General features: G+C 67.6%; 15 protein-coding genes. 12 read left to right on the forward strand and 3 right to left on the reverse strand.

What is annotated here, in order from left to right; genetic code table 11:
* Positions 1-66 precede the first annotated feature (66 nt).
* A complete protein-coding gene (locus tag BST13_RS04110; protein WP_083160928.1) occupies positions 67-813 on the reverse strand; it encodes a TVP38/TMEM64 family protein in 747 nt (248 codons plus the stop codon).
* A gap of 137 nt (positions 814-950) precedes the next feature.
* Here BST13_RS04110 and mutA point away from each other — a divergent pair, with 137 nt between their 5' ends.
* The 11 genes from mutA (at position 951) to BST13_RS04165 (ending at position 24,183) form a co-directional block, all read left to right on the forward strand.
* Positions 951-2,807, forward strand: a complete 1,857-nt coding sequence (gene mutA, locus BST13_RS04115) for a methylmalonyl-CoA mutase small subunit (protein ID WP_083160930.1) — start codon at positions 951-953, stop codon at positions 2,805-2,807.
* A 1-nt stretch (position 2,808) separates the two neighbouring features.
* Positions 2,809-5,067 carry a methylmalonyl-CoA mutase gene (gene scpA, locus BST13_RS04120; RefSeq protein WP_083160932.1) on the forward strand — a complete coding sequence of 753 codons (2,259 nt, stop codon included), beginning with the start codon at positions 2,809-2,811 and terminating at the stop codon, positions 5,065-5,067.
* On the forward strand, positions 5,067-6,041 hold the full coding sequence (meaB, locus tag BST13_RS04125; protein WP_083160934.1) for a methylmalonyl Co-A mutase-associated GTPase MeaB: 975 nt from the start codon (positions 5,067-5,069) through the stop codon (positions 6,039-6,041). The genes scpA and meaB overlap by 1 nt, the downstream gene beginning before the upstream one ends.
* Before the next feature lie 37 nt (positions 6,042-6,078).
* Positions 6,079-6,408 carry a DUF4333 domain-containing protein gene (locus BST13_RS04130; RefSeq protein ID WP_083160936.1) on the forward strand — a complete coding sequence of 110 codons (330 nt, stop codon included), beginning with the start codon at positions 6,079-6,081 and terminating at the stop codon, positions 6,406-6,408.
* Between the two features lie 74 nt (positions 6,409-6,482).
* On the forward strand, positions 6,483-7,751 hold the full coding sequence (gene lipL, locus BST13_RS04135) for an esterase/beta-lactamase LipL (RefSeq protein WP_083160938.1): 1,269 nt from the start codon (positions 6,483-6,485) through the stop codon (positions 7,749-7,751).
* A 1,081-nt stretch (positions 7,752-8,832) separates the two neighbouring features.
* Positions 8,833-15,105, forward strand: a complete 6,273-nt coding sequence (gene pks2 / locus BST13_RS04140) for a sulfolipid-1 biosynthesis phthioceranic/hydroxyphthioceranic acid synthase (RefSeq protein WP_083160940.1) — start codon at positions 8,833-8,835, stop codon at positions 15,103-15,105.
* Between the two features lie 49 nt (positions 15,106-15,154).
* On the forward strand, positions 15,155-16,594 hold the full coding sequence (locus tag BST13_RS04145; protein WP_083160942.1) for a condensation domain-containing protein: 1,440 nt from the start codon (positions 15,155-15,157) through the stop codon (positions 16,592-16,594).
* A 2-nt stretch (positions 16,595-16,596) separates the two neighbouring features.
* On the forward strand, positions 16,597-17,937 hold the full coding sequence (locus BST13_RS04150) for a hypothetical protein (RefSeq protein WP_083160944.1): 1,341 nt from the start codon (positions 16,597-16,599) through the stop codon (positions 17,935-17,937).
* Positions 17,938-17,943: 6 nt separating this feature from the next.
* Complete coding sequence (locus BST13_RS04155) at positions 17,944-19,311, forward strand: WS/DGAT/MGAT family O-acyltransferase (protein WP_083160946.1); 1,368 nt, start codon at positions 17,944-17,946, stop codon at positions 19,309-19,311.
* Between the two features lie 15 nt (positions 19,312-19,326).
* Positions 19,327-21,072: an AMP-binding protein gene (locus BST13_RS04160; protein ID WP_083160948.1), complete on the forward strand. Its 1,746-nt coding sequence runs from the start codon at positions 19,327-19,329 to the stop codon at positions 21,070-21,072.
* An 18-nt stretch (positions 21,073-21,090) separates the two neighbouring features.
* Positions 21,091-24,183, forward strand: coding sequence for an MMPL/RND family transporter (locus tag BST13_RS04165; protein WP_211296002.1), 3,093 nt, complete (start codon positions 21,091-21,093; stop codon positions 24,181-24,183).
* A 17-nt stretch (positions 24,184-24,200) separates the two neighbouring features.
* Here BST13_RS04165 and BST13_RS04170 read toward each other — a convergent pair whose 3' ends face one another.
* Both BST13_RS04170 and BST13_RS04175 read right to left on the reverse strand, forming a co-directional pair.
* Positions 24,201-24,938: a hypothetical protein gene (locus BST13_RS04170; protein WP_083160950.1), complete on the reverse strand. Its 738-nt coding sequence runs from the start codon at positions 24,936-24,938 to the stop codon at positions 24,201-24,203.
* Between the two features lie 45 nt (positions 24,939-24,983).
* Positions 24,984-25,340, reverse strand: a complete 357-nt coding sequence (locus BST13_RS04175; RefSeq protein ID WP_064944329.1) for a transcriptional regulator — start codon at positions 25,338-25,340, stop codon at positions 24,984-24,986.
* A 136-nt stretch (positions 25,341-25,476) separates the two neighbouring features.
* On the opposite strand from BST13_RS04175, the gene BST13_RS04180 reads away from it, so the two are divergent.
* Positions 25,477-26,034, forward strand: a complete 558-nt coding sequence (locus BST13_RS04180; RefSeq protein WP_245839327.1) for a hypothetical protein — start codon at positions 25,477-25,479, stop codon at positions 26,032-26,034.
* Positions 26,035-26,071 lie beyond the last annotated feature (37 nt).

Below are 26,071 nucleotides of genomic sequence, written 5' to 3' on the forward strand. Positions count from 1 at the left end.
CTATTGTAAACATTTGTTTACTTCGGTGGCAGGCCGGAATACGCGGTCATCCGCGACCGGGTGTGTTCAGCCGCCGGTCACGGTGTCGATCGCGTCGCTCGACACGGCGCTGTGCTGAGCCCGGCGATGGCTTCGCACCTCGTAGATCAGCCCGGCCACGCCGAGGGCGGCCGTGCTCACCGACACCAGGAACAGCGAGGGGCTGATATTCCCGGTCAGTGCGTCCCCGAGGACGACGACGGCGGCCGTGCCGGGAAGCAGCCCGACGACGGTGGCCAGTGTGTAAGGCACCACGCGCACGGCCGACGCCCCGGCTGCGTAATTGAGCACCGAGAAGGGCACGGCGGGGATCAACCGCATCGATATCACTACCGGCCAGCCCCGCTGGCGCAGCCGTGCGTCGACCGCGTCGAGTTTCGGGTGCGACACCAGCCGGTCGAGTTGCCAGCCAGCTGCCCGGACCAGCAACAACGCGATGACCGCACTCACGGTGCTGGCCACCACGGCGATCGCCACGCCCAATGCCGGACCGAACAGCAGCCCGGCGGCCAGCGTGAAGGCCGTACGGGGAAACGGGAAGACCGTCACCACGATGTGAGCGCCCAGGAAGGCCAGTGGAAACCACGGACCGACAGAGCCGGCCCAGTCGCGCAGTTGCAGCGCAGTGGGCAACGGCACGAGAAGTGCGACTGCGACAAGAATCACAATTGCGGCCAGGATGGCGACGATACGGCGCGGCGGCAGCTGCAGCACTGTCGTCATCACCGCGGCACGCACGGTTCGCAGGGTGCTGACGACGGGTTTCACGCTCATCAAGACTACGGGCCGCGGGCGAACATCTCCCAGTCGCGCGCGCCCGCGTCGGCTGCCCGGCGGACAGAGCCGTGATAGTGATCATTTAGCCTGAGAAACAAGTGACTAGGTCACACGCTGCGACAACAGGAGATGCGGTGTCGTTACAGGGGTCCAGTGCGGTCGAATCCGACCGTGATCAGTGGCGCAAGGCGGTCGCCGGCGTCCTCGCCAAGAGCCGACGGGGGGACAGCGCCGATTTGCCTGCCGAGCCGGAGCGGCTCCTGGATTCGGCCACTTATGAAGGTTTCCCCATCCGTCCGCTCTACACGAGCCTGGACACCGTCGCCGAGCCGTCGCTGCCCGGCCAGTGGCCCTTCATCCGTGGCGGCGACGCGCGCCGTGATGTGAAGGCCGGCTGGCGCGTCGCCGAACCGTTCCCGATCGTCCCCGGCTCCGGCGTCGAGACCGTCAACGGCGTGATGCTGCTCGCGCTGACCGAAGGCGTCAGCGCCCTGCTGCTGCGTATCGGCGGCCCGGACGGCGTCGCGGCAACCGACGTCGACCGCTTGCTCGACGGAGTGTTCCTCGACCTCGTGCCGATCGTGTTCGAGACCGCCGGCGCCGACTATCGCGTGACCGCCGAGAAGGTGCTCGCTCTGCTGGCGGACTTCGACGACGACCAGCGGGCCCGGTTGTCGGTCGATCTGGGCGCCGACCCACTGACCGCAGCCTTTTCCGGGCGCGACACGGCTACCGAGGCCGATGTCGTCGCGACCGCCGCGACGCTGACCGGCTACGCGGGCCGGGTACGCGCGATCACCGTCGACGGCCCGGCCTTCCACAACCACGGGGCCAGTGCCGCCCTCGAGCTTGCCGGCTCGGTCGCCGCGGGCGTGGCCTATCTGCGCATCCTCGGTGACGGCGGCATCGCGGCCGACGAAGCGTTGCGGCAGATCAGCTTCCGGTACGCCGCCGACGACGATCAGTTCATGACCATCGCCAAGCTGCGGGCGGCCCGGCAGCTGTGGGCCCGGGTAGCGGAGGTGGTCGGTGCTCCCGACTGCGGCGCCGCCACGCTGCACGCCGTCACGTCACTGCCGATGATGACCCAGCGGGACCCCTGGGTGAACATGCTGCGCGCCACGCTGGCCGCGTTCTCCGCCGGTGTCGGCGGGGCCGACACCATCACAGTGCACCCGTTCGATGTCGCGATTCCCGGCGGATTGGACGGCACCTCAACCACTTTCGCCCGGCGGATCGCCCGCAACACGCAGTTGCTGCTCCTCGAGGAGTCGCACCTGGGGCAGGTGCTCGACCCGGCGGGCGGTTCTTGGTTCGTCGAGGATCTCACCGCCCATCTCGCCGAGCAGGCCTGGACGCATTTTCAGCAGATCGAATCCCGGGGTGGATTCGTGGCGGCGCAGGACTACCTGAAGGCCGAGATCGCCGAGGTGGCCGCGCGGCGTTCCGACGACATCGCGCATCGCCGCACCGCGATCACCGGTGTCAACGAGTTCCCGAACCTCGCCGAAGCTCCACTCGCACAAGCAGATTCAGTCGTGGGTTGGGCGCGTTACGCGGCCGGGTTCGAGGCGTTGCGCGACCGTTCGGACGCGTTACTGGCTCGCACCGGAGCCCGGCCGCAGGTGCTGCTGCTGCCGCTGGGCCCGTTGGCCGAGCACAACATCCGCACCACCTTCACGAGCAACCTGTTGGCCTCGGGCGGGATCGAGGCAGTCAACCCCGGCACTGTCGAGGCCTCGAGCGTCGGCAAGGCGGTCGCGGAGGCCGGTTCCCCGAGCATCGCGGTGTTGTGCGGCACCGATGCCCGGTACGGTTCCGAGGCGGGCGCGGTGGTGGCGGCCGCACGCGCGGCCGGGGTGAGCCAGGTTCTGCTGGCCGGGCCGGAAAAGGCTGTCGCGGAAGCCGACTCGAAACCCGACGGGTACGTGACCGCGAAGATCAATGCGGTAGAAGTGTTGTCGAACCTGCTCACCGGACTGGGGGCCTGATATGACCGCGACGACAGGAATCGGCAGCTTCGCCGACGTACCGCTACACGGCGAGCGCACCGGCGAGCCCGCCACCCCGCAGGCCGTCCAAACACATGTCGCCGAGGCCGCAGCGGCCCACGGGTACGCTCCCGAGCAGCTGACCTGGGCCACCCCGGAAGGCATCGACGTCAAGCCGGTCTACATCGCCGCCGACCGCGACGCCGTGGTCGAGGCCGGATACCCGCTGGACAGCTTCCCGGGTGCCCCGCCGTTCGTCCGCGGGCCGTACCCGACGATGTACGTCAACCAGCCGTGGACCATCCGTCAGTACGCGGGTTTCTCCACCGCGGCCGAATCCAACGCGTTCTACCGGCGCAACCTCGCGGCCGGCCAGAAGGGCCTGTCGGTGGCCTTCGACCTGGCCACGCACCGCGGCTACGACTCGGACCACCCGAGGGTGCAGGGCGACGTGGGCATGGCCGGCGTGGCGATCGACTCCATCCTCGACATGCGGCAGCTGTTCGACGGCATCGACCTGGGCAGCGTCAGCGTCTCGATGACCATGAACGGTGCGGTGCTGCCGATCCTCGCGCTGTACGTGGTGGCCGCCGAGGAGCAGGGGGTGCCGCCGGAGAAGCTCGCCGGGACCATCCAGAACGACATCCTCAAAGAGTTCATGGTCCGCAACACCTACATCTACCCGCCGAAGCCGTCGATGCGGATCATCTCCGACATCTTCGGCTACACGAGCGCGAAAATGCCCAAGTTCAACAGCATTTCGATCTCGGGTTATCACATCCAGGAGGCCGGTGCCACCGCCGATCTGGAGTTGGCCTACACCCTGGCCGACGGTGTCGAGTACATCAAGGCCGGCCTTGACGCCGGACTGGACATCGACAAGTTCGCGCCACGGCTGTCCTTCTTCTGGGGCATCGGCATGAACTTCTTCATGGAGGTGGCCAAGCTGCGCGCGGGCCGGCTGCTGTGGAGCGAACTGGTTGCCGAGTTCGGCGCCAAGAACGACAAGTCGCTCTCGCTGCGCACCCACTCGCAGACCTCCGGCTGGTCGCTCACCGCCCAGGACGTGTTCAACAACGTGGCCAGAACCTGCATCGAGGCGATGGCCGCTACCCAGGGGCACACCCAGTCGCTGCACACCAACGCGCTCGACGAGGCACTGGCACTGCCCACCGACTTCTCGGCGCGCATCGCGCGCAACACTCAGCTGCTGCTGCAGCAGGAGTCGGGCACCACCCGGCCGATAGATCCGTGGGGCGGGTCCTATTACGTGGAGTGGCTGACCCACCAGCTCGCCGAGAAGGCCCGCGCTCATCTCAAGGAGGTCGCTGAACACGGCGGCATGGCGCAGGCCATCAGCGACGGCATTCCGAAGCTGCGCATCGAAGAGGCCGCGGCGCGCACGCAGGCCCGCATCGACTCCGGTGCCCAGCCTCTGATCGGCGTCAACAAGTACCAGGTCGACGAGGACCAGGAGATCGAGGTCCTCAAGGTCGAGAACTCGCGCGTGCGTGCCGAGCAGATCGCCAAACTCGAGCGCTTGCGCGCCGAGCGCGACGAGGCGGCCACCCAGGCCGCCTTGGCCGAACTCGCCCGTGCCGCAAGCGAATCGGGTGTGGCCGGTGAAGACGGGCTGGGCAACAACCTGCTCGCCCTGGCCATCGACGCTGCGCGCGCCAAGGCCACCCTCGGTGAGATTTCCGACGCCCTGGAGAAGGTGTACGGCCGGCACCGGGCCGAGATCCGCACCATCGCCGGCGTCTACCGCGACGAGGTGGGAAGTAGTGGCAACGTGACGTCAATAGGCCGGGCAACGGAATTGGTGGAGAAGTTCGCCGAGGCGGACGGACGCCGGCCCCGCATCCTGGTCGCCAAGATGGGCCAGGACGGCCACGACCGCGGACAGAAGGTGATCGCCACGGCGTTCGCCGACATCGGCTTCGACGTGGACGTGGGTTCACTGTTCTCGACCCCTGACGAAGTGGCCCGCCAGGCCGCCGACAACGATGTGCACGTCGTCGGGGTGTCGTCACTGGCCGCCGGGCATCTCACCCTGGTGCCTGCGTTGCGGGATGCGCTGGCCGAGGTGGGGCGACCGGACATCATGATCGTGGTCGGCGGCGTCATCCCGCCCGGTGACTTCGACGAGCTGTACCAGGCCGGCGCAACCGCGATCTTCCCGCCTGGCACGGTGATCGCCGACGCGGCCATCGGCCTGCTGCAGAAGCTGGCTGATCGGCTCGGCTACCAGCTGAGCTAGTGGCCGACTCGATCAAGGATCTCGCCGCCGCGATCCGCGATGGTGACCGCGCCGCGCTGGCGCGGGCCATCACCCGGGTCGAATCCACCCGGGCCGATCATCGCGACCAGGCCCAGCAGCTGCTGCTCGAACTCACGCCGTCGGCGGGCACAGCGATGCATGTCGGGATCACCGGGGTGCCGGGTGTCGGCAAGTCGACCACCATCGAAGCCCTCGGCATGCACCTCATCGAGGCCGGCCACCGGGTGGCGGTGCTGGCGGTCGACCCGTCCTCGACGCGCACGGGCGGCTCGATCCTGGGCGACAAGACCCGCATGGCGCGGCTGGCGGTGCATCCGGACGCCTACATCCGGCCGTCGCCGACATCGGGGACACTCGGCGGGGTCGCGAAGGCCACCCGCGAGACGATCGTGCTGCTGGAGGCCGCAGGCTACGACATCATCCTGGTCGAAACGGTCGGGGTGGGGCAGTCCGAAGTCGCCGTGGCCAACATGGTCGACACCTTCGTGTTCCTCACGCTGGCCCGCACGGGAGATCAGCTGCAAGGCATCAAGAAGGGCGTGCTGGAACTGGCCGACGTCATCGTGGTGAACAAGGCCGACGGTGAGCACGCCGTCGAGGCCAAGCAGGCCGCGCGTGAGCTCACCGGTGCCATCCGCTTGCTCTATCCTCGCGAATCCCTCTGGCGCCCACCGGTTCTCACGATGAGCGCGCTGACCGGCGACGGCCTGGCCGAGCTGTGGGACACGGTGCTCAAGCACCGGCAGGTGCTCAGCAGGGCGGGGGAGTTCGACAAGCGCCGGCGCGAGCAGCAGGTCGACTGGACCTGGTCGATGGTCCGCGACGCCGTGCTCGACCGGCTGCTGTCCAACCCGGACGTACGTGCCATCCGCGCGGAGGTGGAGCGCCAGGTGCGCGACGGCGAACTGACACCGGCGCTGGCGGCGCAGCAGATACTCGACGCGGCGAAATGATGGCCACCGACAGCAACCGAAAGGCGGTTCGAACCGAATGTCACGTGTGAACTCCACGCTGCGCCTCCTGGTCGCAGGCACTGCCGTGGCCGGCGTGCTACTCACCGGATGCAGCGGCGGTAGCCAGCCGACGGTTTCCAAGTCCGAGCTGCAATCCATGGCCAAGGACAAGCTGGAAGCCGCGGCCAAGAAGAAGGCCAAGTCCGTCACATGTGACGACGGCATAGCGGGCAAAGTGGGTACCACCCAGCATTGCGTGCTGACCGCTGGCAATGGCACGAAATACGGCGTCACCGCGACCGTCAAGGCGGTGAAGGACGGCAAGGTCAACATCGACTTCAAGGTCGACGACAAGCCGATGGGGTGACGTTCGGGCCGAATGGCGTTAACAGATCGGTAACACGGCAGTAGTTAGCCGGGGTTCCAGGTAAATTCGGAGCTGTGTCGGACAGAAACTGTCGGGGACGCAATGTCGCGCTCCCGCATGGCGTCCAGGGTGCTGCGGACGCCAGTTTCGGCTGCACCGTGCGGGCCTTTTCGCAGCTGTTCCCCGGCCGCCGGTTCGGCGGTGGCGCATTGGCGGTGGTCCAGGACGGTCAGCCCGTCGTCGACGTGTGGACCGGATTCTCCGATCGGGCGGGCACCGAGTTCTGGACTGCTGACACCGGCGCGATGGTGTTCTCGGCGACCAAGGGGATGGCCTCGACGGTCGTCCACCGGCTCGTCGACCGCGGCCTGCTCGACTACGACACCCCGGTGTGCGCGTACTGGCCCGAGTTCGGCGAGAACGGCAAGGCCGGGATCACCGTCCGGCAGGTCATGGCGCATCGCGCCGGTCTGTCACAGCTCAACGGGGTGAGCCTGGCCGAGCTGTTGAACCCGAGGCTGATGGAGGAGCGCATCGCGGCCTCCCCGGTCAGTGCGGTGCTGTTCGACAAGCCGGCCTACCACGCGCTGACCTACGGCTGGCTGTTGTCGGGCTTGGCTCGGGCCGTGACGGGTCAGGGTATGCGGGATCTGATGCGCACCGAGTTGGCCGAGCCCCTGCGCACCGACGGCCTGCATCTGGGCAGGCCCCCCGTCGGTGCCCCCACTCGTGCGGCGCAGATTCTCGCGCCGCAGCGGCGCTGGCCCAACCACCTTTTCGACTTCGTCGCGCCCAAGTTGGCCGGGCTGGCCCGCTCGGGCGCCTTCGGCTCGATGTATGTACCCGGCGTGATGTCCTTGATCCGGGGGGAGACCCCATTCCTGGACAGTGAGATACCCGCAGCCAACGGTGTCGCGACGGCGCGCGGCCTGGCCAGGATGTACGGCGCGATCGCCAATGCGGGCCGCTTCGAGGGCGTCGAATTCCTGTCCCCGCAGACCGTTGCCCGCCTCACGGGACCGTCGGCGCTGCGGCCCGACCGCAACCTCGTCGTGCCGCTGTCCTTCCATCTCGGGTACCACTCTGTCCCGTTCGGGGTCATGCCGGGCTTCGGGCACGTCGGCATGGGCGGCTCGGTGGGCTGGGCTGACCCGGCCAGCGGCCTGGCGATCGGGTTTGTGCACAACCGGCTGGTCACCCCGATGGTGCTCGACATGACGGCGTTCGTCGCGCTCAACGCGGTCATCCGCAAGGACATCGCAGCCGCGCGCCGCCGCGGCTACCAGCCGGTGCCCGACCTCGGCTCGGGCCCGTTCGAGCTGTCCAAGCCTGCCGCAGGCTGACCTGCACCCGCGGGCGCTGTTGTCTGTCGTTTTGACGATCTTGGTGGCCGGTGTAACGCGGCACGCCGGGCAGTGATCTATCTCACTTTCAGGTTTACCGGGCGTCCGGCGGGCGTGGGATGAGCGAATGCCGTCTGCGGGGGTCTGATTTGCCCTCCGGGTTAATTACGGGTTACGCGCGCGGGATCCGCCGTGGGGTCGGATGTGGGCCATGGCGAACGTCGATGGTGACCGCGACGCCCGGGTGGCGCCGCCGGGGCCCGGTTGTCACAGGTCATTGCATGCGCAACGAGGAAAGGCATACTTGTCGACTGTTCGGTCAGCTATTAATTAGGCAAGCGCATTAAATAGCCGTTCAGTAGCAGTTGCATATTTGCTCCGCTACGGAATTCGAAGTTTGCGAATAGATGAACAGCAAACTTTCTGTCACATTCCTTGGAATAAGCTGAGTATTGCTTAGGTGCCGTGCTTCGGATGCCGAGAAGACACTCGGTTGACAGTCGGGAGCTCATGAATTACGCGTGCGCGCGCACTCGCGAGGTGTTGAAGCGGGTGACTCCACAAGATCGCGTCGTGGTCAGATGCTTCTGAAAAACATGACACTGCAACATATTTCATTGTCGGCGTCGAGGGAATGGTGGCGTCGTCACGCCACTTGCGCCGAGTTGCGCCGACCGACGTGCGGCGGCGCCATGGCGCACCGTGGGTGAATGTAAGCAATTCTGCGATCCATTGTTTCCAACATTGCCCGCAGGTGAAGCGCTACGCTACGCACTCGGATTGGCAACATTCCGAATGAATGCGGGATCAGGTAGCGTGCGTCGACGTTGACGCATCGAGCACTGTTTTTTGGCACTTCTGAAGTTCGTACGTCGCCTGTATCGAGAGAGGTGACCGCGTGGGTGGAAACCCCAGTTGCGCGGTTCGCCCCGATCGGACGTGTTCGGCCGACGATTCCGTCGGCCGGACGCTCACTGGCGAGGTCCGGGCCGGAGCGCGAGGCGTCTTCGCCCTTCGGTGTCGTAGCACTGGCGCTCGGCCCGATTTGTCTGCGTAGACGTCTTGAAAGAGGTTGAAATTGGTGGTTGAGGCACCAGCCGCTGCGGTAGCTGTCATCGGAATGGCCTGCCGTCTGCCTGGCGGTATCGATTCCCCAGAACAGATGTGGCAGGCCCTGCTGCGCGGCGACGACCTTGTCACCACCGTACCGACGGATCGTTGGGACGCCGAGGAGTACTACGACCCCGAACCCGGTGTGCCCGGGCGGTCGGTGTCGAAATGGGGCGCATTCCTCGACGACGTCGCCGGATTCGACGCCGACTTCTTCGGCATCAGCGACCGCGAGGCCACGGCCATCGACCCGCAGCACCGGTTGCTGCTGGAAACCGCGTGGGAAGCCGTCGAGCACGCCGGCATCGACCCCGCGACCCTCGCCGGATCGCTGACCGGCGTGTTCATGGGCCTGACCCACGGTGACTACCAGCTGCTCGCGGCAGACGCCCACTCGATCGAGGGGCCGTACGGCTTCACCGGCAACAACTTCAGCCTCGCCTCCGGCCGCATCGCCTACCACCTCGGTGCCCACGGCCCCGCGTACTCGGTCGACTCGGCCTGCTCATCGGGTCTGCTCGCGGTGCACAACGCCTGCCGCAGCCTGCACGACGGCGAGAGCGATCTGGCGTTGGCCGGTGGCGTGTGCATAGTGCTCGAGCCGCGAAAGCTGGCCTCGGGTTCGGCGCAGGGCATGTTGTCGCCGACGGGCCGCTGCCACGCCTTCGACGTGGCCGCGGACGGGTTCGTGTCCGGCGAGGCGTCCGCGGTGCTGCTGCTCAAGCGACTGGCCGACGCCGAACGTGACGGTGACCGCATCCTGGCCGTCGTCCGCGGCACCGCCGCCAACCAGGACGGTCACACCGTCAACATCGCCACGCCCTCGCGCGACGCGCAGGTCGCGGTGTACCGGTCGGCGCTGTCGGTGGCAGGTGTCGACCCGGCCACCGTCGGGCTCGTCGAGGCGCACGGTACCGGCACACCGGTTGGCGATCCGATCGAATATGCAAGCCTGGCAACGGTTTACGGCACATCTGCGGCGTGCGCGCTTGGTTCGTCGAAAACCAACTTCGGCCACAGCCAATCGGCATCCGGCGCTGTCGGTCTGATCAAGGCCGTGCTGGCCCTGCAGCACGCCACGGTGCCACCGAATCTGCATTTCACCCAGCTGCCCGAGCAGATGGCCCGCATCGAGACCGGCCTGTTCGTGCCGCAGAACACGGTCGACTGGCCGGGCTCCGACGCGCACCCGCGTCGTGCCGCGGTGTCCTCCTACGGGCTGTCCGGGACCAACGTGCACGCCGTGCTGGAGCAGGCGCCCGACGCCGCCGACACCGCGCACCGGGACCCGCAGCCTGCCGGTTCGTCGTTGTTCGCACTGTCGGCGACGTCGGCCGACGAGCTACGGCGGACCTCGGGGCGCCTGGCCGACTGGTTGAGCGATCGCACCGACGTCGACGTGGCGGACCTCGCCTACACCCTGGCGCGCCGCCGGGCACACCGGCCGGTACGCACCGCGGTGCTCGCCGAGGACCGCGACGGCCTGATCACCGGACTGCGCGGGATCGCCGACGGCGAGATGCCCTACGAGGCCGCGGTCGCGCCGGGCGATCGAGGACCGGTGTGGGTGTTCTCGGGGCAGGGCTCGCAGTGGGCCGGGATGGGCGCCGAACTGCTGACATGCGAGCCCGCGTTCGCCGCGGCCGTCGCCGAGCTCGAACCCCTGATCGCCCGGGAGTCCGGGTTCTCCGTGACCGAGGCCATGACGGCGGCAGACGTGGTGACCGGGATCGACCGGGTGCAGCCCACGGTGTTCGCGGTCCAGATCGCTTTGGCGGCGACCCTGCGGGCCCGCGGCGTCCAGCCGGGCGCCGTCGTCGGGCACTCGATGGGTGAGGTCGCCGCGGCGGTCGTCTCCGGGGTGCTGTCACTCGACGACGGGGTGAAGGTCATCTGCCGGCGCTCTCGGTTGATGGCGACCATTGCCGGTGCCGGTGCGATGGCATCGGTCGAGCTGCCGGCCCAGCAGGTGCTTTCAGAGCTGGCCGCGCGCGGGGTCAACGACGTGGTCCTGGCCGTGGTGGCATCGCCCAAGTCGACCGTGGTCGGCGGTGCGAAGGAGTCGATCCGCGCGCTCGTCGCCGAGTGGGAGAGCCGCGACATCATGGCCCGCGAGGTCGCTGTCGACGTCGCGTCCCACACTCCGCAGGTCGATCCGATCCTCGACCAACTCGCCGACGAGCTCGCCGACCTCGACCCCGCCGAGCCGACCATCCCGTACTACTCGGCCACCCTGTACGACCCGCGGGACCTGGCCGACTGGGACGCCGACTACTGGGTGGACAACCTGCGGCACACCGTCCGCTTCGCCGCCGCGGTGCAGGCCGCGCTGGAGGATGGCTTCCGGGTGTTCACCGAGCTCGCACCGCACCCGCTGCTGACCCACGCCGTGGACCAGACCGCCCGTGCGCTCGACATCCCGCACGTCGCGCTGGCGAGCCTGCGCCGCGACCAGGAACTGCCCGACGGCCTTCTGCCGGTGGTGGCCGATGTGCATGCCGCGGGGGCGCGCGTCGACTTCTCGGTGCTCTACCCCGACGGCCGGCTTATCGACGCGCCTTTGCCCACCTGGACACGGCGGCAGTTGATCCTTACCCGCGATCCCAATGAGCTCGCACCCGGCGGAGCCGTGCTGGCAGTGCACCCGCTGCTCGGTGCCCACGTGCGACTCTCCGAGGAGCCCGAACGCCACGTCTGGCAGGCCGATGTCGGCACCGCGACGCAGCCATGGCTGGGCGATCACCAGGTGCACAACGTCGCCGCACTTCCGGGTGCCGCGTACTGCGAGATGGCGCTGGCCGCCGGGCGCGCCGTGCTCGGTGACGCCGCCGAGGTGCACGACATCACGTTCGACCAGATGCTGCTGCTCGAGGAGCAGACGCTGGTGTCGGCGGCCGCCACCGTGCGCGGAGCCGCAAGCGCCGACTTCGCGGTGGACACCCTGCAGGAGGGGGAGCTGCTGCGGCGCTGCGGCGCCCGGCTGCATCGCGCAGACAGCCCGGTGACCGCGCCCTCCTATGACGTCGACGCACTGTTCGCCGCCCACCCGCAGCGGGTCGAGGGCGCCGAGATGCGCGCCGGATACAGCGACCGCGGCATCCAGTACGGCCCGGCCTTCTCCGGTTTGGTCGCCGCGTATGTCGGTGCGCCGCAAGGCGATACAGTGCTCGCCGAAGTGGCGCTGCCGGGCTCGATCCGGTCACAGCAGGGCGTGTACGGCATCCACCCTGCCCTGCTCGACGCCTGCTTCCAGGCTGTCGGCGCGCATCCGCAGCTGCGCGACGACCGCACCGGCACGCTGATGCTGCCGCTCGGCGTGCGCCGGCTGCACGCCCACGGGTCAACCCGCAATGTGCGGTATTGCCTGGCCCGGATCACCGAGACCACCCCGACGGGCGTATCGGTCGACATCGATCTGCTCGACGAGCAGGGCGCGGTGCTGCTGGCGATCGCCGGGCTGCAGCTCGGCACCGGCGTATCGGCGAGCGGGCAGCGTGAGCGCACGCTGAACGAACGCCTGCTGGCCGTCGAATGGCGCAGCCAAGAGCTGCCCGAAGAGGACTTCAGCGATCCGGGACGCTGGCTGTTGATCAGCACGTCCGACGCTGCCGACCTGATGGCGACCAAGCTCGCCGATGCGCTCAAGACCCACGATGTCGACGTCACCACCATGGCGTGGCCGCAGCACTCCGATCACGGGGCGCGCGCCGAACGGCTGCGCGAACACCTCGCGACCCGGCCGTTCAGCGATGTACTCGTGGTCACCGCGCCGCGCAGCGGTGCGACCGATGAGCAGTCCGGCATCCGTGGCGGCGACACCGTACGCCACCTGGTGCACATCGCACGCGAACTGCCCGAGGTACACGGGGAGCCGCCGCGGCTGCACGTGCTGACCCGCAATGCGCAGACGGTGCTGGCCGAGGACACGGTCAACCTGGAGGAGGCCGGACTGCGGGGCCTGATCCGGGTGATCGGCATGGAGCATCCGCGGTTGAAGGCCAGCCAGATCGATGTCGACGACTACACCGACGCCGCCCGGGTGGTGGCTCAACTGATGTCGGGCGCCGACGAGGACGAGACTGCCTGGCGTGGCGGCAATTGGTATGTGGCACGGCTGGTTCCGGGCCCGCTGCGGCCCGAGGAACGCCGCACCACCGTGGTGAACCCGGCCCGCGAGGGCATGCGGCTGCAGATCCGCACACCCGGTGACATCCAGTCGCTGGAGCTGGCCGCGTTCGAACGGGTGGCGCCGGGCCCCGGACAGATCGAGGTGTCGGTCACCGCGTCCAACCTGAACTTCGCCGATGTGCTCGTGGCCTTCGGCCGGTATCCGAGCTTCGAGGGTCGCCTGCCGAAGCTGGGGGCCGACTTCTCCGGTGTGGTCACCGCCGTGGGCGCGGGTGTCGTCACTCATCAGGTCGGGGACCGGGTGGGCGGTATCTCGGCAGACGGGGCGTGGTCGACGTTCGTCACGTGCGATGCGAATCTCGCTGTCACGCTGCCGCCGAGCGTGCCGATGAACCGGGCGGCCGCCGTGCCCAGCGCGCATGCGACCGCGTGGTACAGCCTGCATGACCTGGCGAGGATGTCGGCCGGCGACAAGGTGCTGATCCACTCCGCGACCGGTGGGGTGGGGCTGGCGGCCATCGCCATGGCACGTGCGGTCGGTGCCGAGATCTACGCCACCGCAGGCAGTGAATCGCGGCGAGACCTGTTGCGGGACATGGGTATCGAGCATGTCTACGATTCGCGCAGCATCGACTTCGCCGACCAGATCCGCCGCGACACCGACGGCTATGGCGTGGACATCGTGCTCAACTCGCTCACCGGCGCGGCGCAGCGGGCCGGTCTGGAACTGCTGTCGTTCGGCGGCCGGTTCGTCGAGATCGGCAAGCGCGACATCTACGGCGACACCCGGATGGGGCTGTTCCCGTTCCGCCGCAATCTGTCGTTCTACGCCGTCGACCTGGCCCTGCTGGCGCTGACCGAGCCCGACACCGTGCGCCGGCTCTTGGAGGTCTGCTACCAGCGGATCGCCGACGGCACACTGCCGTTGCCGCAGACCACGCACTACCCGCTGCAGGACGGCGCCACCGCCATCCGCGTGATGGGCGCGGCCGAGCACACCGGCAAGCTGGTGCTCGACATCCCGCACGGAGGTCAGATCTCGGCCGTGGTGCCACCGGAAGAGGCGCCGGTGTTCCAGCGTGACGGTGCCTACGTGATCACGGGCGGCCTGGGTGGTCTCGGGTTGTTCCTCGCCGAGACGCTGGCGAGCGCCGGCTGCGGCCGGATCGTGCTCAACGGTCGGTCCGCGCCGACCCCAGAAGCGCAGGCAGTGGTCGACCGGATTCGCCGGGCGGGCACGGAGGTCGCCGTCGAACTCGGCGACATCGCCGAACCCGCCACGGCCGTTCGCCTCGTGGAGGCGGCCTGCGCCACCGGCCTGCCGTTGCGCGGCGTGCTGCACGGTGCCGCGGTCGTCGAAGATGCCGTGCTGGCCAACATCACCGACGAACTGGTCGAAAGAGACTGGGCGCCCAAGGTTTACGGTGCCTGGAACCTGCATCAGGCCACCCGCAAGCAGTCGCTGGACTGGTTCTGCTCGTTCTCGTCGGCAGCGGCGCTGGTCGGCTCGCCCGGGCAGGGCGCCTATGCCGCGGCCAACAGCTGGCTGGATGCCTTCACGCACTGGCGGCGCAAACAGGGCTTGCCCGCGCTGGCGATCGCGTGGGGACCGTGGTCGGAGATCGGTCGCGGCATGGGCCTGGCCGAGCATTCGGGAACCGCGATCTCGCCCGAGGAAGGCGCCCACGCGTTCACCACGCTGCTGCGCCACGACCGCGCCTACAGCGGTTACGCACCGGTGGTCGGGACGCCGTGGCTCGCTGCGTTCGCGCAGAACAGCAGATTCGCCGAAGCGTTCCGGTCCACGGGCGGCAACCGGGGCGGCGGTAGCGCTTTCCTGGCCGAGTTGCACGCGCTGCCCCAGGACGAATGGCAGGCCCGGATGCGCCGGATGATCGCAGAGCAGATCGGTCTGATCCTGCGCCGGGCGGTCGATCCCGACCGCCCGCTGGCCGAGTACGGTCTCGATTCGCTCGGCACCCTCGAGGTGCGCACCCGGATCGAGGCGGAAACCGGAATCCGAATCGGAGCAACGGATATCAGCACCGTGCGGGTTCTCGCCGAGCGTCTCTGCGACGCCCTGGCCCCCGAGTCGCCCGTAGCGGTCCCGTCGTGATGGCGGCTGCCGCAGGGGCACGCACACCGTTCGAGGCAGGAGATGTCCAGTGGTTGCGATGAAGCCGATCCACGACTGGGCCGGTGAACCCGGCGAGGTGGTGTCGTGGCACCCGTCGCGGGCGTCGGTGACCAAGGTGAGCGAGGCTCCGGTCAGTGATGTGCCGGTGAGCTATCAGCAGGAGCAACATCTGCTGGCCTACCGCAAGCACCGGGCGCACGGTACCGACATGGCCCGGCTCAACGTCCCGGCGTGGGACATCCCCGGCCGGTGCGACGTCCGCGCCATGACGCACGTGATCAACGCGTACCTGCGCCGCCATGACACGTTCCACAGCTGGTTCGAGTACACCGACGACGACCGCATCGTCCGCCACAAGGTGGCCAATCCACGTGACATCAAGTTCGTGCCGACCCAGCACGGTGAGATGTCGGCGAACCAGTGGCGCGACCACGTCCTGGCCACGCCCGATCCGTGGCAGTGGGATTGCTTCCACTTCGGAATCATCCAGCGCCCCGGCCATTTCACGATGTACATCAGCGTCGACCACGTCCACACCGATGCCATGTTCATGGGTTTGGCCTTCGTCGAGATCCACATGATGTACCACGCGCTGGTGCACGGGGCCGCGCCGCTGCAGTTGCCGGAGGCGGGCAGCTACGACCGGTACTGCGTGCAGCAGCGGGAGTTCACCGCACGCCTCGACGGGGATTCACCGGAGATCCGCGACTGGATGAGCTTCCTGGAGGCCAATGACGGGACGCTGCCACGCTTTCCGTTGCCTCTCGGAGATCCGTCGTTGCCGTACACCGGGGACGTCGTCACCGTGGAGTTGCTCGACAAGGAGCAGGGGGACCGGTTCGAGTCGGCCTGCATGGCGGCGGGTGCACGGTTCAGCGGTGGGGTCTTCGCGTGCGGGGCCCTGGCCCAGTACGCGCTGACCGGCGCCGAGACCTACAGCGTCATCACCCCGACGACCACTCGCCGCACCGAGGCCGAGTTCATGACGACGGGCTGGTTCACCGGGCTGGTGCCCATCACGGTGCCGGTGTCGACGGCGTCGTTCGCGGCGACGGCCCGGGCCGCGCAGCGCTCGTTCGACGGTGGCATGGATCTGGCGCATGTGCCCTTCGAGCGGGTGCTCGAGTTGGCCGATCCGCAGAGCGGCATCCGGCCGCCCGATCCGGGTGTCCCGATGCTGTCGTATCTGGATGCCGGTCTGCTCTCACCTGGGGTGATCGGTGAGTGGCAGCGCCTCGGCGGCACCATCTACAGCGATTCCCGGTCGGCCTACCAGGTCGGCATGTGGGTCAACCGCGTCGAAGACCGGACCACGGTGACCGCGGCGTTCCCGAGCAATCCGATCGCCAGGGAATCGGTGTTGCGCTACCTCGAGGCGATGAAAGCGGCGTACCTGCGGGTGATCGAGGGCCACGACGCGGTGCGACCGTTCACCGATGTCGACGACTTCGACCTGAAAACCGCGTGAGCATGCGCGACAACCGGCTCGAGTTCACCGACCAGGCCATGTTTCTGGGCTTGCGTGCCACCGGCCAGGAAGCCGTCATGCAGTGCGTGTGGATCTACGAACGACCGGTCGACTACGACGGCCTGCGGCGGTTCCACGCGGGTATGGGCCATGGGCTGTTCGGTAGGCGAATCGAACGCTCGCCCTTGCCTTTTGGCAGACACCGCTGGGTCTGCGCACCGGGTCCCCAGACGCCGCTGGACATCGCAGAACCACGTGACCGCGCGGACCTGGGTCGGTGGGTCGACGAGCGGGCGGCGTTGCCGTTGGATCCCGAGCACGGTCCCGGGTGGCACATGGGCGTGCTGCCGATGACCGACGGCTCGACGGCGATCAGCCTGGTGGGCTCGCACTGCCTCGGCGATGGCGGCGGGGGAATCCTCACGGTCTTGGATGCGGTGTACGGCAACAAGACCGACTTCGGTCATCCGCTGCCCGGGTCGCGTACCCGGTGGCGGGCAATCGGGGCGGACCTGCGCGGCACGCTGCGTGGCATGCCCGAGGTGGCCCGCACGGTGCGGGCAGCCGTGGCGCTCGCCCGTCGGCGACGCGATGACATCGCCCGGTCGGACGCGGCGCGGCCCCGCGTGCTCGCGGGTGCCGACGACCGCGTGTACATGCCCGCCGTCACCGCATACGTCAATCACGAGGATTGGAATCTCCGCGCTAAAACCCTTGGCGGCAACAGCTATTCGCTGGTCGCTGGGTTCGCGGCGAAGCTCGCGGAATCGATGGGGCGGGTACGCGCAGCCGATGGTCTTGTCACGCTGAACATCCCGCAGAACGATCGAACCCTCGACCAGGACACCCGCGCCAACGCGGTCCGACTCGTCAACGTCGCAGTCGACCCGACCGGGGTGACCACAGACCTCTCCGGGGCCCGCGCCGCCATCAAGCAGGCGATCAACACGGCCCGCGACACACCCGACGAAGCACTGGTGCTACTACCGCTGACCCCGTTCATCCCGAAGCGGGTGGTGCGCAAGATGGCCGACGTCGTGTTCGGGTTCGCGGCCGACCTGCCGGTGTCCTGCTCCAACATGGGTGATGTCCCGTCGGCGCTGGCGAAGGCCGACGGCACCGAGGCCGACTATCTGTACTTCCGCGGCGTGGACCGATACGCCACCCGCCAGGCCATCGAGCAGCGTTGCGGCCTGCTCACCGTGGTCGCCTGCGGGGTGGGCGGCACGATCTCGCTGAGCATCGTCGGTTACCAACCGCGCGCGGAGAACTCCACGCCGTGGCTGCACAAGCTGGTCGGCGAAACCCTCGCGGCGTTCGAACTCACCGGCAAGATCGAGTAGGTCCTGATGACTCAATCTCATTCCCCCACACGGCCATCGACGGAGCACCGCCTCGCGCTGTGGGACGAGGCGGCGGTGCGCACGATGCGCGCCACCGGCCGGGTCCAGGTCATGCAGTGCACGTGGGTGTACGACCACCCGATCGACTTCGACGGGCTCCGCCGATTCCACCAGAACTTCGGCGGCGGCCTCTTCGGCCGCCGAATCGAGCGCTCCCCGTTGCCGTTCGGGCGGTATCGCTGGGTATCGGCACTGGGCCCCCAGGCGCCACTGGATGTCGCGGAGCCGCGGTCGCGGGCGCAGATCGCCGACTGGCTCGACGAGCGGGCCCAGCTGCCGATCGATCCCGAGAGCGGACCCGGTTGGCATCTCGGTGTGCTGCCGGTGACCGACGGCTCGACCGCGGTCACTGTGGTGGCCTCGCACTGCCTCGGTGACGGCGTCGGGGGAGTGATGGTGATCGCCGACGCGATCGCCGGCAGACGCCCCGATCTCGGCTACCCGCCGCCGAACTCCCGACCGCGGTGGCGGGCGATACTGCGCGATGTCCGCGAGACCGCATCGAGCCTGCCCGAGGTCGTCCACACCATCGTCGACGCGGTCAAGCAGCTGCGCGGGCAGAATCCCGACGAGGCCGCGCCCGCGGTTTCCCGGCCGGCGGTACCCGACGGCGACAAACCGATTGTGCTGCCGATGATCTCGGTGTTCGTCGACCTGGCCGACTGGAATGCCAGAGCGGAAGCCGTCGGCGGGAACAGCTATTCGATGCTGGCCGGTTTCGCGGCGAAGCTCGGGGAGCGGATGCGACGCTGCGGCGCCGACGGCGATGTCACACTGCTGATCGCCGTCAACGACCGCACCGACGGCGACACCCGGGCCAACGCGATGTCGTTGGCCACCGCGCGGGTCGACCCGCTGACGGTCACCACCGACCAGTCCGGCGCCCGTGCCGTCATCCGGCAGGCGTTCAAGACCATGCGCGACACGCCCGACGAAACGCTGCGGCTCCTGCCGCTGACTCCTCTGGTGCCCAAGCGGCTGCTGAAACGGGTCGCGGATGGCTTCCTCGCGTCCGGTGATCTGCCGGTGTCGTGCTCCAATCTCGGCGACCTGCCGACCCACGTGGCACGGGTGGACGGCACCGAGGCCGAGTACATCGTGTTCCGCGGTGTCGACCAGGGCACCACCCGCCAGGAGCTGGAGGACGCCGCCGGGCAACTCGTGTTGGTGTCCGCCCGTGTGGGCGGCAAGGTGTCCATCGGGATCACCGGATACCAAGCGGGCGAACACAATTCGAAGGCCAGACTGGCCGAACTGGCGGCGAAGACCCTCGCCGAGTTCGATCTCACCGCCGAAATCGACTGGAACAGCTGAGAAAGGCTCAAATCGATGACCGATACGACGCTGATCGGCGTGCTGCGGGAACGCGCCAGCCTTCAGCCCGACGACGTTGCCTACACGTACCTGGACTACGACACCGATCCCGAGGGCACACCCGTCCCGCTGACCTGGTCTCAGCTGTACCGCAAGGTGCGGGGACTGGCGCACGTCCTACGACAGAACGGCTCGGTCGGGGACCGTGCGGTGATCCTGGCTCCGCAGGGCCTCGAATACGTCATCTCGTTCCTCGCCGCGCTGCAGGCCGGCTTCATCGCCGTCCCGCTGTCCGTGCCGATGGGCGGCGTGCACGACGAGCGGGTGTCGGCGGTGCTCGGCGATTGCCGGCCGTCGGTGATCCTGACCACCTCGCCGTCCACCGCCGATGTCGCCGAATACGCGGTCCGACAAGGAGATTGCGCAGAGCCGACGGTCATCGCGGTCGACACGCTCGATCTCGACGCCCGTGTGAAGGCCATCAGCGACCGCGAGTCCCGTCCGGAGACCGCCTACCTGCAGTACACGTCGGGCTCGACCCGCACCCCGGCCGGGGTGATGGTGACCAATCGCAATCTGACGGCCAACTTCGAACAGATGATGTGCGACTTCTTCCCGCACTTCGGCAAGGTGCCGCCACCGGGCACCACGGTGGTCTCGTGGCTGCCGTTCTACCACGACATGGGGCTGATGCTCGGCGTGGTCGCCCCGATCCTCGGCGGCTGGCACACGGTGTTCACCACACCGTTGCAGTTCCTGGCCAAGCCCGCCCGCTGGCCCGCGCTGATGGCGCGGTATCCCCGCGCACTGACGGCCGGCCCCAACTTCGCCTTCGAGCTCGCCGCGGCCCGCACCACCGACGAGGACATGGCCGGACTGGACATGGGCGACGTGCTCGCGGTAATGAGCGGTAGCGAACGCGTCCACGAGGCCACCCTGCGGCGCTTCGCGCAGCGGTTCGCCAAATTCGGTTTCCGCGAAGAGGTGCTACGGCCGTCCTACGGTCTGGCCGAGGCGACGCTCTATGTCGCCACCGGCGAGCCTGGACCGCCCAGCGTCGTCACGTTCGAACCGGAGAAGCTCTCGGTCGGCCACGCCGAGCGGACCGGCACCGGACCCGGCACGCAGCTGGTCGGGTACGGCACCCCCGAATCGCCGGTGGTCCGCATCGTCGATCCAGAGACCCGCGTCGAGGTCCAGGCCGGAGCCATCGGTGAGATCTGGTCGCACGGTGAGAACAACTGCATCGGTTACTGGGAGAAGCCAGAGCAGACCGAGCACACCTTCCGGGCCACCCTGGCCGGCCCGTCAGCGGGCACGCCGGAAGGACCGTGGCTGCGCACCGGAGACCTCGGGTTCATCTCCGACGGCGAACTGTTCATCATCGGGCGCATCAAGGACCTGCTCATCGTGCGGGGGCGCAACCATTACCCCGACGACATCGAAGCCACCATCGGTGAGATCACCGGCGGACGCGTCGCGGCGATCGCGGTCGAATCCGACCGCACCGAGCAACTCGTCGCGATCATCGAGGTCAAGAAGCGCGGTGACACCGAAGAAGCGGCAGCCGAGAACCTGCTGAGCATCAAACGCGAGGTGGCCTCGGCGATTTCGCAGGCCTACGGGCTCAGCGCCGCGGACCTCGTGCTGGTACCCAGGGGCGCGATCCCCATCACCACCAGTGGCAAGATCCGGCGCGCGTCGTGTGCCGAGCAGTACCGCAACGACCAGTTCAACCGCCTCGACGTCAGGATCGCGTAGCAGAACTTGTTGGCTTTCTTGAGCGGACTGAGAACCCGCGGCGTGTTCGCCGACGGGTTCTTCGCCGCGCTCGGTCGGCTGGTCGTCAGGCGACCGGTGCTGATCATCGTGGCGTGGGTGGGCCTCGCCGTGACACTGCTGCTGGCGGTGCCGCCTTTGGCGGTGGTTGCCCAGAAGAACCCACCGGACCTGCTGCCTGCCGATTCGCCGGTCCTGGTGGCCAGCCAACACATGCAGAACGCCTTTCACGAAGCTGCCGCGGGCAACTTCGCCGTCGTCGTCCTGACCGACGAGAACGGCTTGTCACCGGCCGACGAGGACACCTACCGGGATCTGGTCGACAAGCTCAAGGGCAACTCGAGCGTGACCTCGACGCAGAACTTCATCGACATCCCCGAGCTGCGTCAGGTGATGACCAGTGAGGACAAGAAGGCCTGGACGCTGCCCATCAGCCTGTCCGGAACGATGGGCACCGGGCCCGGTCAGGCGGCCTACCGCAGCGCCATCGACACGGTGCACGACGCGACCCGCGACTCCGCGCTGACGGTGAACGTGGTGGGCGCGGCGGCCACGTTCGACGACATCGACAAGGTCGGGGCGCGCGATCAGCACCTCATCGAGATCTCGACCGTGGTGCTGGTGCTGACCATCCTCATCGTGGTCTACCGCAATCTGGTCGCGATGTTGATGCCGCTGCTCACCATCGGCGTCTCGATGGTGGTGGCCCAACAGGTGGTGGCGGCCCTGGGCGAGGTCGGTCTGGGGCTCGGCCCACAGACCATCGTCTTGATGACGGCGATGCTGATGGGCGCCGGTACGGACTATGCGGTCTTCCTGTTCAGTCGCTACCAGGAGTGTCTGCGTGAGGGCATCACCTCCGACATCGCCGTCGCCACCGCACTGAAGTCGATCGGTGAGGTGATCGCGGGCTCGGCAGCGACGGTGGCGATCACGTTCCTGGGCTTGAGTTTCGCCCACCTCGGTGCCTTCGCTACTGTCGGGCCCGCGCTGGCCGTCACCATCGCGTTCGGCTTCCTGGCATCGATCACCATGCTGCCTGCGCTGATGGTGCTGGCCGGGCGACGAGGTTGGGTGAAGCCCCGCAAGGACGTGACAGGACGATTCTGGCGTCGCTCGGGAGTCCATGTGGTGCGGCGGCCGGTGCTGCACCTGGTCTCGAGCCTGGTCATCCTCGTCGCGTTGGCCGGCTGCGCGGCGATGGTCAAGTTCAACTACGACGACCGCAAACTCCTGCCCGCCGACTCGTCGAGCAACCGCGGTTACGAAGCCATGGACAGGCACTTCCCGATCAGCAGCACATTGCAGCAGTTCATCCTGATCGAATCTCCGCAGGATCTGCGCAGCCCGAAAGCTCTTGCCGATCTGGAGCAGATGGCCCAGAGGGTGAGCCAGGTGCCCGATATCGACAAGGTTCGCGGCATCACCAGGCCCACCGGGGACGTCCTGGAACAGGCCAAGGCCACCTATCAGGCCGGCGAGGTCGGGGCCAAGCTGCGAGACGCCTCCAACCTCATCGAGAGCAACAACGCCAACCTCGACAAACTGGCCGGCGGTGCCCATCAGCTTGCCGACGGGCTGGGGGAGATCCGCACCCAGGTGCTCACCGCGGTGGGCTCGGTTCGCGGACTGGTGGGCGCACTCACCGACCTGCAGACGCAGTTCGGTGGCTCCAAGACGCTCGCCGACATCGACAAGAAGGCCACGCTCGTCACCAACATGCGCTCACTGGGCGGCGCCCTGAACAAGAACGTCGCCCAGGTCAAGGACCTCTACAACTGGGCGATGCCGGCCGTCACGGCACTCAATGCCAGCCCGGCGTGCAACATCGACCCGGCCTGCGTGTCGTCGCGGGCCGATCTGCAGCGCGTGGTCGCCGCCTACGACGACGGCAGTGTCAACACCCTCACCGATCTGAGCAAGCAGCTGGAGGCCACCGACGGCAGCGACACCCTCGATGACTCCATCCGCGGCTTGGGGACGACGGTGACCAAGGTGACCAACGCGCTGCAGCAGTTGGGGATGAGTGATCCGACCGGTTTGCAGCAGAAGATCTCATCCGCGATCGACGGCGCCAATCTCCTGGCGGATTCCAGCCGCCAGCTCGCCGATGGGGTACAGCTGCTCGTCGATCAGACCAAGGGCATGGGCAACGGCCTGGACCAGGGTTCGGCCTTCCTGCTCGGCATGAAGCGCGATGCCGCCAGCCCACCGATGTCGGGGTTCTACATCCCCCCGGAGATCCTGACCCAGGCCGAGTTCGAGAAGGCCGCCAAGCTGTTCGTCTCCGACGACGGCCACACCGTGCGGTATCTGGTGCAGACGGCCCTCAACCCGTTCGGCAGTTCGGCGATGGACCAGATCGAACAGATCCTGGCCGCCGCCGAGAGCGCCAAACCGAACACGACGCTGTCGGACGCGAAGATCTCGATGGTCGGATTCTCGGCCGTCAACCGTGACGTCCGTGGCTACTACAACGCTGACATCCGCTACATCGTGTGCGTCACGCTGATCGTGGTGTTCCTGATCCTGGTGGCTTTGCTGCGCGCGATCGTGGCACCGCTGTACCTCGTGATTTCGGTTGTGCTGTCCTATCTTTCGGCGCTGGGTATCGGCGTCGTGTTCTTCCAGTTCATCCTCGGACAGGAGCTGTCCTGGACAGTTCCGGGGATGGCCTTCCTGGTCCTCGTGGCGGTCGGCGCCGATTACAACCTGCTGCTGATCTCCCGGATACGCGACGAGTCCAAGCTGGGGATCCCGTCCGGCGTCATCCGCACGGTTGGCGCGACGGGCGGAGTGATCACCTCCGCCGGTCTCATCTTCGCCGCCTCGATGCTCGCGCTGACGGTCAGCCACATCGCGAGCATCGTGCAGATCGGCTTCATCATCGGGGTCGGTCTGCTGCTCGACACGTTCCTGGTCCGGACCATCACGGTGCCCGCCGCTGCGGTGCTGATCGGGAAGTTCAACTGGTGGCCGTCGAAAGGCAGGCATGGCCACGGTCAGGCAGACGCGCCGGCGGACGCGAACAGCGACCCGGAATCAATCGCCGACGATCGGCTGGAATTGGCCGACGCGGCAGCCGGACGCTGACCGCTGGGTCGGAACGCTCAGCGCTGGCCGTGCATCGAGAGCCAGCGGGTCTTGATGCGCCACGAATGCGCCGAGGCGAGCGCGAACACCGCACCGCACATGCAGGCGAACAGCCACACGAACTTGCCGTTCTCCCAGGGTTGCAGCACAGGGAAGCATGCGGTGGTGATGCGCACCGCGCAGGCCAGGATGCCGCTGACGGACGCGATCAGATAGATGTTCGCGATCCGTCGGGACCGCGGGTCCTTGCGCAGCACCATCATCGCGCGTGCGCCGTAGAGCAACAGGTAGGTCAGCGTGCCGCACAGCAGGATCCAGTAGGCGCTGAGCCAGAAGTCGGTGGGCACCGTGAAGAAGTCGGCGCGATAGATCTTCGCGCCGTTGCCGAGCGAGAACGTCGCGAGCAGCAGCGGGATGCACAGGGTCGCGGGCCGCTCGACGTACTGCTTGAACGAGCGTTGCATCGCGTCGTCGTCCTGCAACCGGCCCAGGGTGTTGTAGACGATGGCCGACGCCGCCACGATGTAGCAGTCGTGACCGATGTAGTCCTCGACGTTCCACTTTCCGGTCAGCTCATGGAGCACCTGGCCGAGGGTTTCCGAGGCGAGCGGCGACATGAGCAACACCGCGAGGCCCTGCAGGGCGATGTTGAGGGTGGCCGCAACCTCCCACCGGCACGACCACGTGACGCGCCGGATCCACAAGCTCCAGGCAATGCACCCGAGGGTGATCGTTATGAGCACGGCTACTGACATCGGACAGTCGTTTCGACGAGATTCAACGGATAGCTGATTGTATGGCTAAAGCGGCGGTGCGTCGGCGCGTGGCGCTAATTCGGACAACTTTGCCGGGCGCGCCGTTCGCGTCCTGGTGTCGGACGCCGCGACGGTCACCGGGGCCGACTCCATGTAGTGCCAGACTTCCTGGCGGCTCATCAGTCCGAACCTGATCTGAAGGTCGGGATAACTGAGCCCGAAACGGTCCGCGACCTGCCTGAGCTCCTCGGCATTTGGGTAGTCGGACTCTTTGATGCGCCGATAATAGGTGCTGCTCGATGTGCCGAGCGCGGTGTAGATGGCCTTCGCGTCTATCTCGCCGTCGAGCAGGTAGTCCAGCAGTGCCTTGAGTTGCCTGCCGTTCTCATCGGTGCGGGGCATCACCACACCATAGACCCGATCATCGACTTTGGGCAGCCTCGATCGGTTTGCTCACAGCTATTTCTTTATTGACACGTATGTCAGACTTTTGGCACTACTCTCCCAAAATTGGGACAGTGTGGCTAACGTGGTCAGCATGGTCGCTCCGATGCTGCACCCCGGTACCACGAGCTGGTTTTCCGATTACCCCACCGCGACGCCTCCGCGCGAAACCGATATGGCGACGATGACGAGCGCACTCGACGATGTGCTCGGTGAAGAGCTGGCCGGTGCGCGCGCCGCCATGGGCAGCAGTGCCGAGGAGATTCTGCTGGCGGCCCTGGGGCGCACCATCGCCCGCACCATCGGCGACGGTGTGCTCGAGGTCGACGTCGACGGTGATGTGGTGCGCCGGGCTTCGGTGGCCTGCAGTGCGCATCGGAGCCTGTCCGGGTACGACCTGCTGACGACGGTCACCCGCGTGCCGGGCCGATCCCGCGGGCACTCCCGCGCGGACGTCCACTTCGGCTACGACGCAGCAGGCCGAGGATCCGCAATGTCGACGGGCTATTTGCTGTCACTGCATGTGCAGCCGGATTCCGGGGCCGGGCTGCAACTCGAATGGACATACGACACCCGCGGTTTCGATCCGGCCACGGTGGCAGAACTGGCCGAGCAGTTCCCGTTCGCGCTCATCGAGGTGACCTCCGGCTAGTGGCCGCCTGGGCGATTTGCACCGCTCATTAGACTGC

The sequence above is a fragment of the Mycobacterium aquaticum genome (genome assembly GCF_002086485.1).
GTDB classification, from domain to species: Bacteria; Actinomycetota; Actinomycetes; order Mycobacteriales; family Mycobacteriaceae; genus Mycobacterium; species Mycobacterium aquaticum.

What these genes read in the sequence shown, in the direction of transcription:
- BST13_RS04110 (WP_083160928.1), bottom strand. Translation starts at nt 813, where the DNA reads ATGAGCGTGAAACCCGTCGTCAGCACCCTGCGAACCGTGCGTGCCGCG.
- scpA (WP_083160932.1), top strand. Translation starts at nt 2,809, where the DNA reads ATGACCGCGACGACAGGAATCGGCAGCTTCGCCGACGTACCGCTACAC.
- BST13_RS04130 (WP_083160936.1), top strand. Translation starts at nt 6,079, where the DNA reads ATGTCACGTGTGAACTCCACGCTGCGCCTCCTGGTCGCAGGCACTGCC.
- BST13_RS04150 (WP_083160944.1), top strand. Translation starts at nt 16,597, where the DNA reads ATGCGCGACAACCGGCTCGAGTTCACCGACCAGGCCATGTTTCTGGGC.
- BST13_RS04155 (WP_083160946.1), top strand. Translation starts at nt 17,944, where the DNA reads ATGACTCAATCTCATTCCCCCACACGGCCATCGACGGAGCACCGCCTC.
- BST13_RS04160 (WP_083160948.1), top strand. Translation starts at nt 19,327, where the DNA reads ATGACCGATACGACGCTGATCGGCGTGCTGCGGGAACGCGCCAGCCTT.
- BST13_RS04170 (WP_083160950.1), bottom strand. Translation starts at nt 24,938, where the DNA reads ATGTCAGTAGCCGTGCTCATAACGATCACCCTCGGGTGCATTGCCTGG.
- BST13_RS04175 (WP_064944329.1), bottom strand. Translation starts at nt 25,340, where the DNA reads ATGCCCCGCACCGATGAGAACGGCAGGCAACTCAAGGCACTGCTGGAC.
- BST13_RS04180 (WP_245839327.1), top strand. Translation starts at nt 25,477, where the DNA reads ATGGTCGCTCCGATGCTGCACCCCGGTACCACGAGCTGGTTTTCCGAT.